Genomic DNA, 14,399 nt, shown 5'->3' on the forward strand with positions numbered 1-14,399 from the left:
AAGGCTCGACTGGAGGAACTGGTATTTTGATCACGTTTTCGCTATTAATGTCCCCCTAGATAACAAAATAACCGTCACCGATAGGCGTCGCTTTTTGGAAAAAGACGGGTACGACAGGCGATTGAAGCCTTCGGCAACATTGAAAGGATGAGTAGAATGAGCGTGAACCATAAGCTAACCCGAGCCCAGTTTGATGAAGTAATGGTGCCTAATTATGCACCTTCGGCTGTGATCCCTGTCCGTGGTGAGGGTAGCCGTGTTTGGGACCAGGAAGGCAACGAGTTTGTCGACTTCGCCGGCGGTATCGCGGTGAACTGTCTTGGTCATTGTCATCCTGCGCTAGTGGGCGCACTGAAAGAGCAGGGCGAGAAGATCTGGCACCTGGCCAACGTGATGACCAACGAGCCTGCACTGGCACTGGCTACCAAGCTGGTTGAAGCCACCTTCGCCGAGAAGGTTTATTTCGCGAACTCAGGTGCAGAAGCCAACGAAGCGGCCCTTAAGCTGGCCCGTCGTTACGCCCTGGACAAGTTTGGCGCCGAGAAGGATCAGATCATCGCCTTCGACAAGGCCTTCCACGGTCGTACCTTCTTCACCGTGAGCGTGGGTGGCCAGGCGGCCTACTCAGACGGTTTCGGTCCTAAGCCACAGTCTATTACCCACCTACCATTTAACGACATCGCGGCGCTGGAAGCCGAAGTGTCTGACAAGACATGTGCCATCATGCTCGAGCCACTACAGGGCGAAGGCGGCATCATCGACGCCGATCCTGAGTTCCTGCGCGCCGTTCGTGCCCTGGCCGACAAGCACAACGCCCTGGTGATCTTCGATGAAGTTCAGACTGGTGTGGGTCGTCTTGGTGAGCTTTATGCCTACATGCGCACCGAAGTGACGCCTGACATCCTCACCACAGCCAAGGCGCTGGGTGGTGGTTTCCCTATCGCGGCCATGCTGACAACGACTGAGATCGCATCTCACCTTAAGATTGGTACCCATGGTTCAACCTACGGCGGTAACCCATTGGCCTGTGCAATCGGTAACGCGGTACTGGACGTAGTGAACACGCCAGAGGTACTCGATGGTGTTAAACGTCGCGAGCAGCTGCTACGTGATGGTCTGAACCAGATCAACGAAAAATACCATGTGTTCACCGAGGTTCGCGGTCAAGGCCTGCTGCTGGGCGCCGTGCTCAACGAGCAGTACCAGGGTCGTTCGAAAGATTTCTTGGTTGCCGGTACCAGTGAAGGCCTGATGTGCCTGATAGCCGGTCCAAACGTGATCCGCTTTACTCCTTCTCTTGTTATCCCTGAGGCCGATATCGCCGAGGGTCTTGCTCGTTTCGAACGTGCAGTAGCCAAGGTTGTAGCTGGCTAAGCGACAGCATAAGCGCGGCATAACAACCGCGCTTTTTTGTCTGAGAGAAAACCTTGAACCTCAAGCGTGGCATATAGGTCTTAATTGTTAAGGCTGTCTGCGTTTGAACGACAAGGACAAGTGAGGAGACCCGAAGATGTTAATTATCCGCCCCATACGATCGAGCGATTTCGATGCCTTGTATCAGATCGCCATCGAGTCAGGTCATGGATTCACGTCTTTACCCGTCAATGAAGAACTATTAAGAAATAAGATTGCCCGCGTCGAGGCCTCGTTCGTTAAGGAGATCGAGAAGCCGTTCGATGAAGGCTATCTTATGGTGCTGGAAGACACAGAGACTGGCGAAGTGGTCGGTACCTGTGGACTCGAGGCCGCGGTCGGCATGGTCGATGCGTTTTACCACTACCGTCTGGGCACAGAGGTCTACTACTCAGAGCAGATCGATGTGCGCAACGAGGTGGAAACCCTGACCCTATGTCACGACTACACGGGCGCCGCCGAGCTATGTACCCTGTTCCTGCGTGACACCTACCGTAAGAACAACAACGGGCGCATGCTGTCTCGCAGCCGTTTCCTGTTCCTGGCACAGCACGCCGAACGCTTCGGCGACACAGTGATCGCCGAGATGCGCGGCGAGAGCGACGCTGAGGGCAACTCGCCTTTCTACGGCTGGCTGCAGAAGAACTTCCTTGGCATCGACTTCGTGCAGGCCGATTACCTGTCGGGCCTGGGCCAGAAGGCCTTCATGGCCGAGATGATGCCGAAAAACAGCGTCTATGTCTGTCTGCTGCCCGAAGAGGCGCAGAAGGTGATCGGCGAGGTGCACACCAACACTCGTCCGGCGCTTAATCTGCTGCAGGCAGAGGGCTTTAGATGCCGTGGCTATGTGGATATCTTCGACGGCGGTCCAACGGTCGAGTGTAATCTTAACGACATTCGTTCGGTGAGAGAGAGCCGTCTGCTGACGGTCAAGGTGGGCGAGATGCCTGTCTCGAGCAGCAGTTTTATTATCTCAAATACTTTGTTAGCGGGTTACCGCGCCACCTCGGCCAACCTGATGGTCAGCGATGAAACCGATGAGGTGATCCTGTCACCCGAGCTCGCCGGTGCGCTGCTGGTGGCAGAAGGCGAACAGATCCGTGTCTTGGCAATGTAGGAATATATGATGAGTCAATTTATTAACGGCCAGTGGGTTGCCGGTCTGGGACACGACGTGGTCTCGAAGAACCCAGCAAATCAAGAAGTGATCTGGGAAAGCAAGACGGCGACCCCAGAGCAGGTTAACGCAGCGGTTGAGGCGGCGCGTGCCGCTCAGTTCGACTGGTTCATGCTGGGCTTCGATGCCCGCCTGGCGATTGTCGAAGCCTATCGCGACCAGCTCGAGGCTCACAAGGGCGATATCGCCGAGGTGATCGCTCAGGAAACCGGTAAGCCACAGTGGGAAACCGCCACCGAAGCGGGGGCTATGATCGGCAAGATCGGCCTGTCGGTAGCTGCTTACCATAAGCGTACCGGCACCTCAGAAAACGACACCCCAGCCGGCCGCGCCGTGCTGCGTCACAAGCCACACGGCGTGGTGGCGGTATTTGGCCCCTACAACTTCCCGGGCCACCTGCCGAACGGTCATATCGTCCCAGCACTGCTTGCGGGTAACACAGTCGTGTTCAAGCCATCTGAACTCACCCCTAAGACGGCCGAGCTGATGCTCAAGCTGTGGGAGAAGGCGGGTCTGCCGGCTGGCGTGATCAACCTGGTTCAAGGTGAAGTGGAAACCGGCAAGGCGCTGGCGTCACATCCGCAGATCGACGGCCTCTTCTTCACCGGTAGCTCTCGCACCGGCCACATCCTGCACCAGCAATACGCGGGTCATCCGGGTAAGATCCTGGCGCTGGAGATGGGCGGCAACAACCCGCTGATCATCAAGGGCGTCAAAGACACCCTGGCGGCGGTTCACGATATCATTCAGTCGGCCTATATCTCATCGGGTCAACGCTGCACCTGTGCCCGTCGTCTCTATGTGGAGAAGGGCGCCGAGGGCGATGCCCTGCTGGCTAAGCTGGCCGAGGCGGTTAAGCAGATCAAGGTGGGTCCTTGGAACGCGCAGCCACAGCCATTCATGGGCTCTATGATCTCTGAGGCCGCAGCCAAAGGCATGGTGGAAGCTCAGCGTAACCTGATCAACCTGGGCGGTACGCCGCTGGTTGAGCTTAAGCATCTGGAAGCCGGTACCGGCCTGGTATCTCCGGGCCTTATCGATGTGACTCAGGTGATCGAGCTGCCCGACGAAGAGTACTTCGGTCCACTGCTACAGGTGGTTCGTTACACAGACTTCGACGAGGCGATCAAGCTAGCGAACGACACCCGCTATGGCCTCTCTGCCGGTATCCTGGCGGACAGCCGCGAAGACTACGACTACTTCCTGGCGCGTATCCGTGCGGGTATCGTCAACTGGAACAAGCAGATCACAGGCGCATCAGGTTCGGCACCTTTTGGTGGCGTTGGCGCCTCGGGTAACCACAGGGCGAGCGCCTTCTATGCCGCCGACTACTGTGCCTATCCGGTCGCTTCGGTCGAGGCCGATGCCCTGGCCATGCCTGCCAGCCTGAGTCCGGGTCTGACCCTTTAGTAAACAAGCATGGGAGTGGGCGTCTTGTCTGCTCCCATTTTTATAGGCGTACACGAAAATTCTCGTTGTACTTATATCGTGAAAACAAACAAACCGGCGCGATAACGACCGGTAACACGATGATGTTAAGGAAGAAATTGATGCATACCGATGTAAACCAGCTATTTGCCGCCCTATGGGACGACTATGTTGAAATGACCCCCTCAGCCGCCAAGGTACACCAGCTACTGGCCAAGGGTGAGACCATCATCAACGATCATATCGCCCTGCGTACCTTCAACATTGCTAAGGTGAACCTGAGCGTTCTGGCGAAGCATTTCGAGTCTCTGGGCTATGTGGCCTGTGGCGACTACGACTTCGAAGCCAAGAAGCTTAAGGCCAAGCACTTCGAGCATCCGGATCCGACTCAGCCTAAGGTGTTTATCTCTGAGCTGATGGTCGAAGCCTTCAGCCCTGAGCTGCAGGCCATAGTCCATGGTCTGGTGGAGCAGGTTGATGATGCCGCAACCACCGCGGATAACTTCCTCTACTCTGGCCGTCACTGGGAACTGGATTACGCAACCTACGAGCACCTACTGGCCGAGAGCGAGTACGCGGCATGGGTTGCGGCATTTGGCTACCGCGCTAACCACTTCACGGTTTCGATCAACCACCTGCCTGGATACAACACTATCCTTGAGGTGAACGACACCCTGAAGCAGGGCGATTTCGTGCTCAACAGTGTCGGCGGTGAGGTGAAAGGTTCGGCGGACGTACTGCTCGAGCAGTCATCGACCATGGCCGACAAGGTTAATGTTGCCTTTAAAGACGTCCAGAAGACGATTCCAAGCTGTTTCTACGAGTTTGCCTTGCGCTACCCTAAGGCTGACGGCGAGCTTTACACAGGCTTCGTGGCGGCCTCTGCGGACAAGATCTTCGAGAGCACCAACAACGCAGGTTAATCCTGGGGTGAGTCTCTGACAGCAAAAAGCCGATGCACTGCATCGGCTTTTTTGTGGGCGTAAGTTAGCCCATCGTATTTGCTAAGATTTGAAAGCAATTGCCCTTAAAACCAATCCCTTACAGTTTAGCTTTTAAAGCCAAGGCTGATCTTCAGTCCGCCCAGCTGCTGGCTATGCTCGAAGGCTAGGCTTATCTCATACTGCTCGGCAATATCCTTGACGATGGAGAGCCCAAGGCCATGGCCCATGATCGCCTCATCCAGTCGCTTGCCCCTCTGGGTCAGCTGGCTTAGGGCTTCGTCGGCAACGCCCGGACCATCATCTTCTATGGTCAGCAATATCTGCTCATCGGCTTGCGTCGTCGACACCGCCACCTTGCTGTCAGCCCACTTAAAGGCGTTGTCCAGCAGGTTACCGATAAGCTCCATGCCATCTTCACGGTGGATAGGTAGGCGGCTTAAGCGCTCGTCTAGGCTAAACTCGCAGGCGATCGCCTTGTGGCCGTGCACCTTGGTGAGGGTCTGGGCTAGATCTTGTAGATCTTTGGGTAGCTGCATCTGGGCCGCGGGCAGCATGTCGCCGGTAATTCGCGCCGCCGCCAACTTGCGCTCTATCATCTTGTGGATCTGATCCAGCTGACTCTGCATGGCGCTGGCGGCCTCGGGATCTTTCAGTCCCAGCACCTCTACCTGCTGCTGCATCACCGCCAGCGGTGTCTTGAGGCCATGGCTGAGGTTGCCCAGGTTGTTGCGGCTGCGCTCCATCTGCTTGCTCGAGTATTGCAGCAGCTCGTTATAGGTCTGGGCCAGTGGGGCTAATTCAGGCGGGATCTTGCTAGTGTCCAGCGCGGTGATCTCCCCCTCTCTGAGCTTCATCAGCGCCCGCTGCATGTCGTTGATCGGCTTGAAGGATTGCCGTAGCAGAATGAAGATCCCCGCAACCATGGTAAGCAGCATGGCCAGGTTGACCGACAGCTTAGTGCCATAGACCTGGGAGAATACTTGGCGGCCGATACTGAGATCCTGGGCGACCGTGAGCGTCGCCTGCACCTTGGCATCGGCGCTGCTCAGCCCCAGAGACAGCAGCTGAATATCGTGATTCTGCGGCCCCTTGGTCTGCCACACCCGGGTCTGGCCCTTGGAGAGGGGCTCTATCTCCAGGCGTTGATCCCAAAGGGAGCGGGATCTCAGCTCAATATCTTTGAGGTTGAGTTGGTAGTAGCGCCCGGAATAGACGGGCTTGTAGAAGTTAGAGACCTGGTTGGGGTCTATGCTGATGTCGCCGTTGTCGAACTGAATCGCCAGTAACACCTGCTCTAAATCCTCTTCGAGGCGGTCGATAATCGAGTCGTGAAACGCCTGACGCAGCATGGACTCGAAGATGACGATCGCCACGAAGGTGGAGATGATGACTAAGGCCGACAGCCAGAGGCTGAGCTTAGTGCGGATCGATATCATGGCTTGAGGCCGTGGAAGATGTAGCCCTGTCCCCTGCGGGTCTCGATGGCCGTCTTACCCAGCTTCTTACGCAGGTGGGTCACATAGACCTCCACCACGTTACTCTCCTTCTCGTCGTCAAACTGATACAGCTTGTCTGTCAGCTGCGCCTTGGAGAGCAGTTTCTTGGGCGACATGAGGAAGATCTTCAGCAGGCGAAACTCCATGGCGGTGAGTTCGAACTGTTGCTCGCCGACGGTGACGCTCTGCTGGCTCTCGTCCAGGGTGACCCCCTCGAAGCTCAGCTCCTTGGTGGGGCTGTTGGTCTTGCCGTGGGCACGATTGATCAGGGCGTGAATGCGCGCCAGCAGCTCCTGGCTGTGGAAGGGCTTGCCCAGGTAATCGTCGGCACCGGCGTTGAAGCCTTCGACCTTCTCATGCCACTGGCTGCGGGCGGTGAGCATGATCACCGGCGTGTCTATGCCCTGATTGCGCCAGGTCTCCAGCAGCTGCAGGCCGTTGCCGTCGGGCAGGCCGATATCCAGGATGACACAATCATAATGGGTTTCTTTGATCAGGTAGTCGGCTTCGGCGGCTCTGTCGGTGACATCTGTGACATAGCCGGCCTGCTTCAGCTGTTTGGCAAGCTCATCGACCAGTAGGGTGTTGTCTTCAACCAGCAGCAATTTCATCGTTTTTCTCTACCTTAGCGCGGCAGGCGCTTCTGTCTACATGGAGGCGGCCGAGTCGCATCGACCTGAATTGATAATACACTTTTTCACCCTAAGCGGATATTTCGGCGCTAGTTTTTGTGCGGTACGCAGGCCTGGGGCAGGGGCTTGTTGGCGCTGTGACGGCCGGTGGTGGCGTCGATATCCAGGGAGATCAGCTCGCCATTGGCCGATTTGATCTGCAGATCGTAGCGCCAGTGGCCTTGGGCATGAAACAGGTGGGCGTCCACCAGTTTGCCATCGCAGTAGGCCTGTACCTGGCTGAGGGTGAGATCGAGAGAGAGGATTTTGCCTTCGCTGACCAGCTCTTGAGCCTGGTTGTGCTCCAGTTCGATAACGGCGGTCGCGGCAGGACTGAGCAGTGAGCAGACACTAAGCAGTAAGGTGCTGATAACGGCGGTCGGTTTCACTGAGGCTGTCCTAAAAAAAATGGCCTGACTAAGGAGTCAGGCCACTTTAACTAAGATCTATTAAATCTAACTTAATGCTAGCTTAGCGGGTACCGTAAACCACGATAGTTTTGCCGTGTGCTTGGATCAGATTCTGCTCTTCAAGCATCTTGAGGATACGGCCCACGGTTTCGCGAGAACAGCCCACGATCTGACCAATCTCTTGGCGAGTGATCTTGATCTGCATGCCGTCTGGATGGGTCATGGCATCTGGTTGCTTAGCCAGGTGCAGTAGCGTCTGTGCGATACGACCGGCAACGTCCAGGAAGGCAAGGTCGCCCACTTTCTGGCTGGTGCTTTGCAGACGGTAAGCCATCTGAGAAGAGAGCTTCATCAGGATCTCAGGGTTTACCTGGATCAGCTGCTTAAATTTCTTGTAAGAGATCTCAGCGATTTCACAGGCTTGCTTGGCACGAACCCAAGCGGTACGCTCGGCTTGCTCTTCAAACAGACCCAATTCACCGATGAAGTCACCTTGGTTCAGGTAAGAGAGGATCATCTCTTTGCCTTCTTCATCTTTAATCAAGACGGCAACAGAACCCTTCACTATGTAGTACAGCGTGTCAGAGTCTTCACCCGCATGGATCAGAGTGCTTTTGGCTGGGTACTTATGAATGTGACAGTGTGATAAAAACCATTCCAACGTTGGATCAGGTTTAGGCTTACCAATCAGAGCCATGCCTATGTTCCTCGACTGATTAATGTAAATACAAGAATATGCTAAATAAGCAGATTACGTCAATTAGGGCCAAAAAACCTCGTCAGAGATCAAATTATTGCAATAAGTATGCAGCCGGTAACGTAATTTACTTTGCTGTCAATAGTGGGAGTTCATTTTGATACATTAGTAATATATGTCAACTAATACCGTAATCGGGCCAGTTTATTTGGCCGACAATGTTGCCCATATCACATCTGCCTAGGTGCTTATTGTCCGCCCAGGAGATAACACATGTGATTTTCATGCAGTAAAACACGGTTTTTACTCGACTTGACTGGGGGATTATTGATAGTGTTAGTCTCTGCGCCGCCGAATTTTGTTCGGGCCTGGGCAGCTCAAAGTTGTGGCTATTTCGTGTCGCCTCCCTAGGTGACATGAACTGGTGAAGGAGAGTTCTGAATCGTGACAAAGCATGTTTGGAAATTGGCCGCAGGCCTACTGGCCCTGTTTGCCGTGCAGCAGCCTGTCCTGGCATTTTCTGTGCCCGCCACCGAAGCGGCGGCGCCTGCCAGTAAGTTGGCCCATATTCAGCTAAAAGCCAGCCAAGGTGAGTCTGAGGCGCAATTTCTTCTCGGTTTGATGTATCTCTCCGGCCGTTTCGTTAGCCCGGATCCTCAGTTGGGTGCCAACTGGGTCGAACGCGCCGCCGAGACCGGCCACAAGAAGGCGGCCCAGACCATAGCGGATCTGGCCTTCGACGGTAAGATCATTCCTCGCGATCTGGCCCTGGCCGAGCGTTGGTATCTGAGCCTGGCGAGCGAGCAGGACAAGTGGGCCCAATTCCGTTTAGGTTTCATCTATGCCGCCGGCGGTAATGGTGTGGCGCGCAACTGTGGTAAGGCGGTCGATAACTTCATGGCGGTGGGCGATGAGATCTCCCTGGGCAACGTGGTGTGGATCCTCTCTACCTGTCCCGAGGCCAAGTATCGTGACGGCGGTAAGGCCCTGGCCATAGGCAAGGGGCTGGTCGAAGCCAACAAGCAAGACCCGACTAGCCTGGATAACCTGGCGGCGGCCTATGCCGAGATTGGCGATTACAGCTCGGCGGTGGATCTGCAGAAGCAGGCGATCAAGGCGCTCAAACAGACGGCCGAGTTCGACAAGTCAGATGAATTTGAATTAAGGCTGGAAAACTATCGCCAGCAGAAGCCCTATCGTGAAGTGGTGCCGCTGTCCCAGTAGTCCTCGCGCCAGTCAATATTGGTTTCCTAATGATTAAGACGTCGACTCGGGTCGGCGTTTTTTTATGCCTGAAAGCTCTATGCTTTAAAACTTTGGCCTTGAAATATTAGGCCTGAAATAGTTAAGAAGGTAACGCAGAGAGATTAATGCAGAGTGGCGTGCAAGATGAGGTGTCGGGACGCTAGCATACTCGAGGAAGTAAACAGATCAAGATGGGGGAATTCACTCCCAAGAGTATACTAACTATCAGTCTTTCGCCTGAAATCCCGATAGCCAGCATTGTATGTGAGCAGACTTAAATAAAGCTTAAGCGAATCTATCTCTGACTGAAGCGGGTGCGAGCGGTGAAAATTTATTCGCTATCCAGATCCAACAGGTGCTGACGCTTCTCCAGTAGATCCCGAATCAGCGGCGTGAGGATCAGCTCCATCGCCAGTGACATCTTGCCGCCGGGCACCACCAGGGTGTTGATGCGCGACATGAAGGAGCCGTCGATCATCTTCAGATAATAGGGGAAATCGACATTCTTGATGCCGCGAAAACGGATCACCACGAAGCTCTCATCCAGGCTGGGGATGGTCTTGGCGCTGAAGGGGTTTGAGGTGTCTACCGTAGGAACCCGCTGGAAGTTGATATGGGTGCGGGAGAACTGCGGCGTCATATGGTTGATATAGTCTTCCATGCTGCGCACGATAGAGCCCATCACCTTCTCGCGGCTGTGGCCTCTGTCTGAGGTATCGCGGATGATCTTCTGGATCCACTCCAGGTTAACTATGGGCACCATGCCGATCAGCAGATCCACGTGCTGGGCCACGTCGCAGTCGTCGGTTACCACGCCGCCATGCAAGCCTTCGTAATAGAGCATGTCGGTGTTTTCCGGCAGCGGTCGCCACTGGGTGAAGGTGCCGGGCATCTGATTGAAGGGCACGGCCTCGTCGAAGGTGTGCAGGTAGGAGCGGGTCTCGCCCTGACCTGTGGCGCTATAGTCGCTAAAGCACTGCTCCAGCTTGCCAAAATCGTTGGCCTCTGGGCCGAAATAGCTGATGTTGCGGTTCTCGTTCTGGGCCTGACGGATCTTCAGTTCCATCTCGGGACGCGTGTAGTGGTGAAAGCTGTCGCCCTCGATCATCGCGGCATTGATCCCCAACTGACGGAAGATATGGCTAAATGCTGTCGTGGTCGTCGTGGTGCCCGCTCCAGAGGAGCCGGTTACGGCAATAATGGGGTGTTTAGCAGACATTCTTTTACCTAAATAGCGCTAAGCTGATGCCCGATAACGGGCAATTGTGAACCAATAGTTATACGGCACGGATAACCTAAAGGTCAACAGGGCCCGTCATCTTGGCTCTGTTGTGTCAGGGTATCTTGCCGTTGGCGAATGGCGATAGATTCATCTTCTTCGCTGTATTCGACCACAAGTTCGCTGCGGGCCAACGCCTGGCGGCACTGTTTGATGGCGCGGGCCAAGGCCTCGCCATCCAGGCTGGCGAAGCTGCCATCCTCGGTCTGGGTGAAGAGAAACTCCTTGATCAGATTATCCAGAGTCTCGGCCGGCAGTTGCAGCAGAGATTGATAGGGGACCAGCATGATTAAGCCTCCAGCAGAAAATGGACGATGCGCTGCTCCAGATAATATCTGGGCTTTAAGGGATGGCCGCCGTCGATAAAGCCGACGTGACCGCCCTGTGGGTGCAGCTCATAGGTGACCAAGGACGAGAGCGCCTCCTGAGTCGGGATCACCTCATCTGTCATGAAGGGATCGTCCTTGGCGTGAATAACCAGGGTCGGCTTAGCCACCTGACTCAGGTAGGGCAGGCCGCTGGCGCGCCGGTAATAGTCTTCGACGCCATCGAAGCCATGCAGCGGTGCCGTGACCCTGTCGTCGAAAAGGTGAAAGGTGGTCAGGCTCTCCACCTCCGCCTGGGTCACCGGCATCTGGGCGCTCAGATCTGGCATGGCCAGCTTGTCGCGCACCTTCTGTTGTAGCTGCTTGATGAGATAACTCTGGTAGACCTTGGAAAAGCCGTGCCTGAGGCGCTTGGCGCAGGCGCCCAGCTGCAGCGGCGCCGAGATCACCACGGCGCGATCCACCAGGCTGTCACTGCCATGCTCGCCCATATATTTGGTCAGCACATTACCGCCCAGGCTATAACCCACCGCCAGCAGCGGCGAGTTGGGATAGTCCCTTCGCAGCAGACTGAGAGTGGTGTGCAGGTCCTGGGTATCGCCGCTGTGATAGCTGCGGGCGAGGCGATTGGTCACGCCAGAACAGCTGCGATGATGATGCACCAGGGCGGCAACCTTGTGCTCGCCCAGCAGAGTCAGCAGACGCCTGGCATAGTGAGAGTCTGCACTGCCTTCCAGCCCATGCACCAGCACGACTATGGGCTCAATCTGTGTGGATTCAGCCTGTGTGGGTTCCGTCTGTGTGGGTTTGGCCAGCCAGTCGAGATCGATAAAGTCGCCGTCATCCAGCTCCAGGCGTTGGCGGGTCAGGGCGGGCTTGTTCACCTTGGTCAGCACAGGCAGGATAGTTTGCACATGGGGATTTCTTGCCCACCAGGGGGGCGTGAAGGTACGCTGGGTCATAAATCGCTGTTGCCGAAAATTAAAACATGTGTTTAATTGTTAGTTATCTAACTAGTGTAACATAGATTCGAGTCGCTCCTTGTTTTCGAAGAGGGGTCATGGAATATCGCTAATCACAGAGCACAGGGAATAAGATGAACCGACGCACCTTTCTAACCACGGCCCTAGTGGGGACCGGCGCCCTGGCACTGGGGGTAAACCTGTATCATCCGCCGCAGGTGAGGGTGAGTGCTTCCCTGGATCAGTCCCATCGCCTGCTCTTTAGCCTGCTGGTACCCGTGTTTCTCGACAGCGCCTTGCCCCATACCCAGTCGCTGCGCGTGGCGGCGCAAAACCGCACCTTAGATGCCATAGTGGCGACCATGGATCTGCTACCCGAGGAGTCCCGCGACGAGCTCGAGCAGCTGCTGGAGCTGCTTGAGTCGCGCCTGGGACTGCTACTGCTTACCGGCAACATGACCCCCTTGCTGATGCGTCAACCCCAGGAGCTGGTGGCTATGCTGGAGGCCTGGCGAACGAGTTTTCTCGACCTTATGGTCACCGCCTATCAGGGGCTGCGGGAGCTGGTGCTGGCAAGCTACTACAGCTGCCCAGAGCATTGGACGCGATTAAATTACGAGAAGCCGCGGCTGTTTAATTGAGCATTTTGGCTACAGAGAAGCCGAGCGATTAGCCTCGGAACGATAAACACAGACCCCGACAACGGGGTAAAGGAGCGCCATTGGCCATCGAAGATCCCATAGTGACCGGCCTTGCAAACGGCTGGAAACATATAGATGCCAGTCAACTGACCCAAGACCAAACCCTTGAGGCCGATGTGGTGATTGTCGGCAGCGGCGCCGGTGGTGGCGTGGCGGCCGAGATCATGACCGAGGCGGGGCTGTCTGTGATTATCGTCGAAGGTGGGCCGCTGAAATCGTCAGAGAGCTTCAACATGGAGGAAAGGCGCGCCTACCCCAACCTCTATCAGCAGGCTGCCTCGATGAAGACCAAGGACAAGGCGATCGGCATCTTTCAGGGACGCGCCGTTGGCGGCTCCACCACCATCAATTGGACTACTTCAATTCGCACCCCGGAAAATGCCCTGGCGTTCTGGGCCCAGCATAAGTCGGTCGAAGGCCTCTCCAGAGAGGCGCTAACGCCCTGGTTCGAGAAGATGGAGCAGCGGCTGAATATCACAGAGTGGCCCTTCGAGCCCAACCGCAACAACATGGCGCTCAAGCAGGGTTGTGAGGCATTGGGCTGGGACTACACCGTCATCAAACGCAACGTGGCCGGCTGCTGGAACACTGGCTACTGCGGCATGGGCTGCCCGGTTAACGCCAAGCAGTCTATGCTAGTTACCACCATACCTGCGGCGCTGGATCGCGGCGCGACCCTGGTGAGCCGCGCCAAGGTGAGTAAGATAGAACACCATAACGACAAGGTGTACGCCCTCAAGGCTCAGGCGTTAACCGAGTCGCTGCGCCCCAGCGGTGTGCAGCTGATGTTAAAGGCCAAGCACTATATTCTCAGCGCCGGCGCCATCCATACGCCGGCCCTGATGATGCGCTCCCGCCTGCCGGATCCGCAAAAGTTGCTGGGTAAGCGCACTTTCTTGCACCCGACCGTGCTCAGCGGCGCCCTGTTTAACGACGCCATCAATGGCCATAGCGGCGCTCCGCAGTCTATCTATTCGGATCAGTTTGTCTGGCAAGATGGCGCCGACGGCGAGCTGGGTTATAAGCTGGAGGTGCCGCCCATCCATCCCGTGTTGATCGCCTCGAAATCCCTAGGATATGGCCAGAGTCACGCCGAGCTGATGGCCCAGTTTAATCAGCTGCAGGTGACAATTGCTCTGATGCGAGATGGCTATCATGCCGACAGCCCGGGTGGCCAGGTGCTGCTGACAGACAAGGGCTATACCCTGGATTACCCACTGACCGACGCCTTCTGGCGGGCCGCACGGCGCGCCTTTGCCAGCATGGCCGAGCTACAGTTTGCCGCCGGGGCGCAGAAGGTGCTGCCCATGAGCGAGGGGATGCCCTATCTGCCGAGCTGGCAGGCGGCCAAGGAGGCTATCGCCGAAATGACCCTGGCACCCTTTAAGACTGTGGTGGCCTCGGCCCATGTGATGGGCGGCTGCCCGCTGGGCGAAGATAAGCAGATGGCCATGGTAGATAGTCGAGGGCGCAGCCATTATCTGGAGAATCTGTCTGTGATGGATGGCTCGCTGTTTCCGACAAGCCTTGGGGCTAATCCTCAGCTCTCCATCTATGGCATTACCGCCCGCAACGCCAGCCTGTTAGCCGAAGAGCTAAGTGGCGCTTAAATAGCTGGGCTCGGGTTTGGAATTGGGATTTGCTTCTTAG

The 14,399-nt window shown here is 56.0% G+C and carries 14 protein-coding genes; 7 read left to right on the plus strand and 7 right to left on the minus strand.

Annotated features, from left to right (window positions below; all coding sequences use genetic code 11):
• Positions 1-156 precede the first annotated feature (156 nt).
• From K0I31_RS02955 to K0I31_RS02970, 4 genes are all read left to right on the plus strand, one after another.
• A complete protein-coding gene (locus K0I31_RS02955) occupies positions 157-1,374 on the plus strand; it encodes an aspartate aminotransferase family protein (protein WP_011864384.1) in 1,218 nt (405 codons plus the stop codon).
• Positions 1,375-1,510: 136 nt separating this feature from the next.
• The gene (gene astA / locus K0I31_RS02960) at positions 1,511-2,530 is read left to right on the plus strand and encodes an arginine N-succinyltransferase (RefSeq protein WP_011864385.1); all 1,020 of its coding nucleotides are present in this window, start codon (positions 1,511-1,513) and stop codon (positions 2,528-2,530) included.
• 9 nt (positions 2,531-2,539) lie between these two features.
• Positions 2,540-4,000: a succinylglutamate-semialdehyde dehydrogenase gene (gene astD, locus K0I31_RS02965; protein WP_041406340.1), complete on the plus strand. Its 1,461-nt coding sequence runs from the start codon at positions 2,540-2,542 to the stop codon at positions 3,998-4,000.
• 140 nt (positions 4,001-4,140) lie between these two features.
• Positions 4,141-4,941, plus strand: a complete 801-nt coding sequence (locus K0I31_RS02970; RefSeq protein ID WP_220079840.1) for a DUF1338 domain-containing protein — start codon at positions 4,141-4,143, stop codon at positions 4,939-4,941.
• Between the two features lie 125 nt (positions 4,942-5,066).
• Here K0I31_RS02970 and K0I31_RS02975 read toward each other — a convergent pair whose 3' ends face one another.
• From K0I31_RS02975 to crp, 4 genes are all read right to left on the minus strand, one after another.
• Positions 5,067-6,398, minus strand: a complete 1,332-nt coding sequence (locus tag K0I31_RS02975; RefSeq protein WP_220079841.1) for an ATP-binding protein — start codon at positions 6,396-6,398, stop codon at positions 5,067-5,069.
• Positions 6,395-7,069, minus strand: coding sequence for a response regulator (locus K0I31_RS02980; protein WP_011864389.1), 675 nt, complete (start codon positions 7,067-7,069; stop codon positions 6,395-6,397). The genes K0I31_RS02975 and K0I31_RS02980 overlap by 4 nt, the downstream gene beginning before the upstream one ends.
• A gap of 110 nt (positions 7,070-7,179) precedes the next feature.
• Positions 7,180-7,518 (minus strand): PepSY domain-containing protein, encoded by a 339-nt coding sequence (locus tag K0I31_RS02985; RefSeq protein ID WP_220044178.1) that lies wholly within the window; start codon positions 7,516-7,518, stop codon positions 7,180-7,182.
• A gap of 82 nt (positions 7,519-7,600) precedes the next feature.
• Positions 7,601-8,236 (minus strand): cAMP-activated global transcriptional regulator CRP, encoded by a 636-nt coding sequence (gene crp, locus K0I31_RS02990; RefSeq protein WP_011864391.1) that lies wholly within the window; start codon positions 8,234-8,236, stop codon positions 7,601-7,603.
• 444 nt (positions 8,237-8,680) lie between these two features.
• Here crp and K0I31_RS02995 point away from each other — a divergent pair, with 444 nt between their 5' ends.
• On the plus strand, positions 8,681-9,460 hold the full coding sequence (locus tag K0I31_RS02995) for a sel1 repeat family protein (protein WP_220079842.1): 780 nt from the start codon (positions 8,681-8,683) through the stop codon (positions 9,458-9,460).
• A gap of 352 nt (positions 9,461-9,812) precedes the next feature.
• Here K0I31_RS02995 and K0I31_RS03000 read toward each other — a convergent pair whose 3' ends face one another.
• The 3 genes from K0I31_RS03000 to K0I31_RS03010 form a co-directional block, all read right to left on the minus strand.
• On the minus strand, positions 9,813-10,700 hold the full coding sequence (locus K0I31_RS03000) for a phosphoribulokinase (RefSeq protein ID WP_011864393.1): 888 nt from the start codon (positions 10,698-10,700) through the stop codon (positions 9,813-9,815).
• Between the two features lie 83 nt (positions 10,701-10,783).
• Positions 10,784-11,047, minus strand: coding sequence for a YheU family protein (locus K0I31_RS03005; RefSeq protein WP_220079843.1), 264 nt, complete (start codon positions 11,045-11,047; stop codon positions 10,784-10,786).
• A gap of 2 nt (positions 11,048-11,049) precedes the next feature.
• Entirely contained in the window at positions 11,050-12,048 is a 999-nt protein-coding gene (locus K0I31_RS03010; protein WP_220079844.1) for a hydrolase, read from the minus strand.
• 134 nt (positions 12,049-12,182) lie between these two features.
• On the opposite strand from K0I31_RS03010, the gene K0I31_RS03015 reads away from it, so the two are divergent.
• Both K0I31_RS03015 and K0I31_RS03020 read left to right on the plus strand, forming a co-directional pair.
• On the plus strand, positions 12,183-12,689 hold the full coding sequence (locus tag K0I31_RS03015) for a twin-arginine translocation signal domain-containing protein (protein WP_220079845.1): 507 nt from the start codon (positions 12,183-12,185) through the stop codon (positions 12,687-12,689).
• An 80-nt stretch (positions 12,690-12,769) separates the two neighbouring features.
• A complete protein-coding gene (locus tag K0I31_RS03020; RefSeq protein ID WP_220079846.1) occupies positions 12,770-14,359 on the plus strand; it encodes a GMC family oxidoreductase in 1,590 nt (529 codons plus the stop codon).
• Positions 14,360-14,399: the final 40 nt, after the last annotated feature.

It is taken from the genome of Shewanella spartinae (genome assembly GCF_019457555.1).
Taxonomy (GTDB): domain Bacteria; phylum Pseudomonadota; class Gammaproteobacteria; order Enterobacterales; family Shewanellaceae; genus Shewanella; species Shewanella loihica.

Excerpts from the sequence above, each read along its gene's own strand:
- K0I31_RS02955 (WP_011864384.1), top strand. The coding sequence starts at position 157 with ATGAGCGTGAACCATAAGCTAACCCGAGCCCAGTTTGATGAAGTAATG.
- K0I31_RS03010 (WP_220079844.1), bottom strand. The coding sequence starts at position 12,048 with ATGACCCAGCGTACCTTCACGCCCCCCTGGTGGGCAAGAAATCCCCAT.
- astA (WP_011864385.1), top strand. The coding sequence starts at position 1,511 with ATGTTAATTATCCGCCCCATACGATCGAGCGATTTCGATGCCTTGTAT.
- K0I31_RS03000 (WP_011864393.1), bottom strand. The coding sequence starts at position 10,700 with ATGTCTGCTAAACACCCCATTATTGCCGTAACCGGCTCCTCTGGAGCG.
- astD (WP_041406340.1), top strand. The coding sequence starts at position 2,540 with ATGAGTCAATTTATTAACGGCCAGTGGGTTGCCGGTCTGGGACACGAC.
- K0I31_RS02975 (WP_220079841.1), bottom strand. The coding sequence starts at position 6,398 with ATGATATCGATCCGCACTAAGCTCAGCCTCTGGCTGTCGGCCTTAGTC.
- K0I31_RS03015 (WP_220079845.1), top strand. The coding sequence starts at position 12,183 with ATGAACCGACGCACCTTTCTAACCACGGCCCTAGTGGGGACCGGCGCC.
- K0I31_RS03005 (WP_220079843.1), bottom strand. The coding sequence starts at position 11,047 with ATGCTGGTCCCCTATCAATCTCTGCTGCAACTGCCGGCCGAGACTCTG.
- K0I31_RS02970 (WP_220079840.1), top strand. The coding sequence starts at position 4,141 with ATGCATACCGATGTAAACCAGCTATTTGCCGCCCTATGGGACGACTAT.
- crp (WP_011864391.1), bottom strand. The coding sequence starts at position 8,236 with ATGGCTCTGATTGGTAAGCCTAAACCTGATCCAACGTTGGAATGGTTT.
- K0I31_RS02980 (WP_011864389.1), bottom strand. The coding sequence starts at position 7,069 with ATGAAATTGCTGCTGGTTGAAGACAACACCCTACTGGTCGATGAGCTT.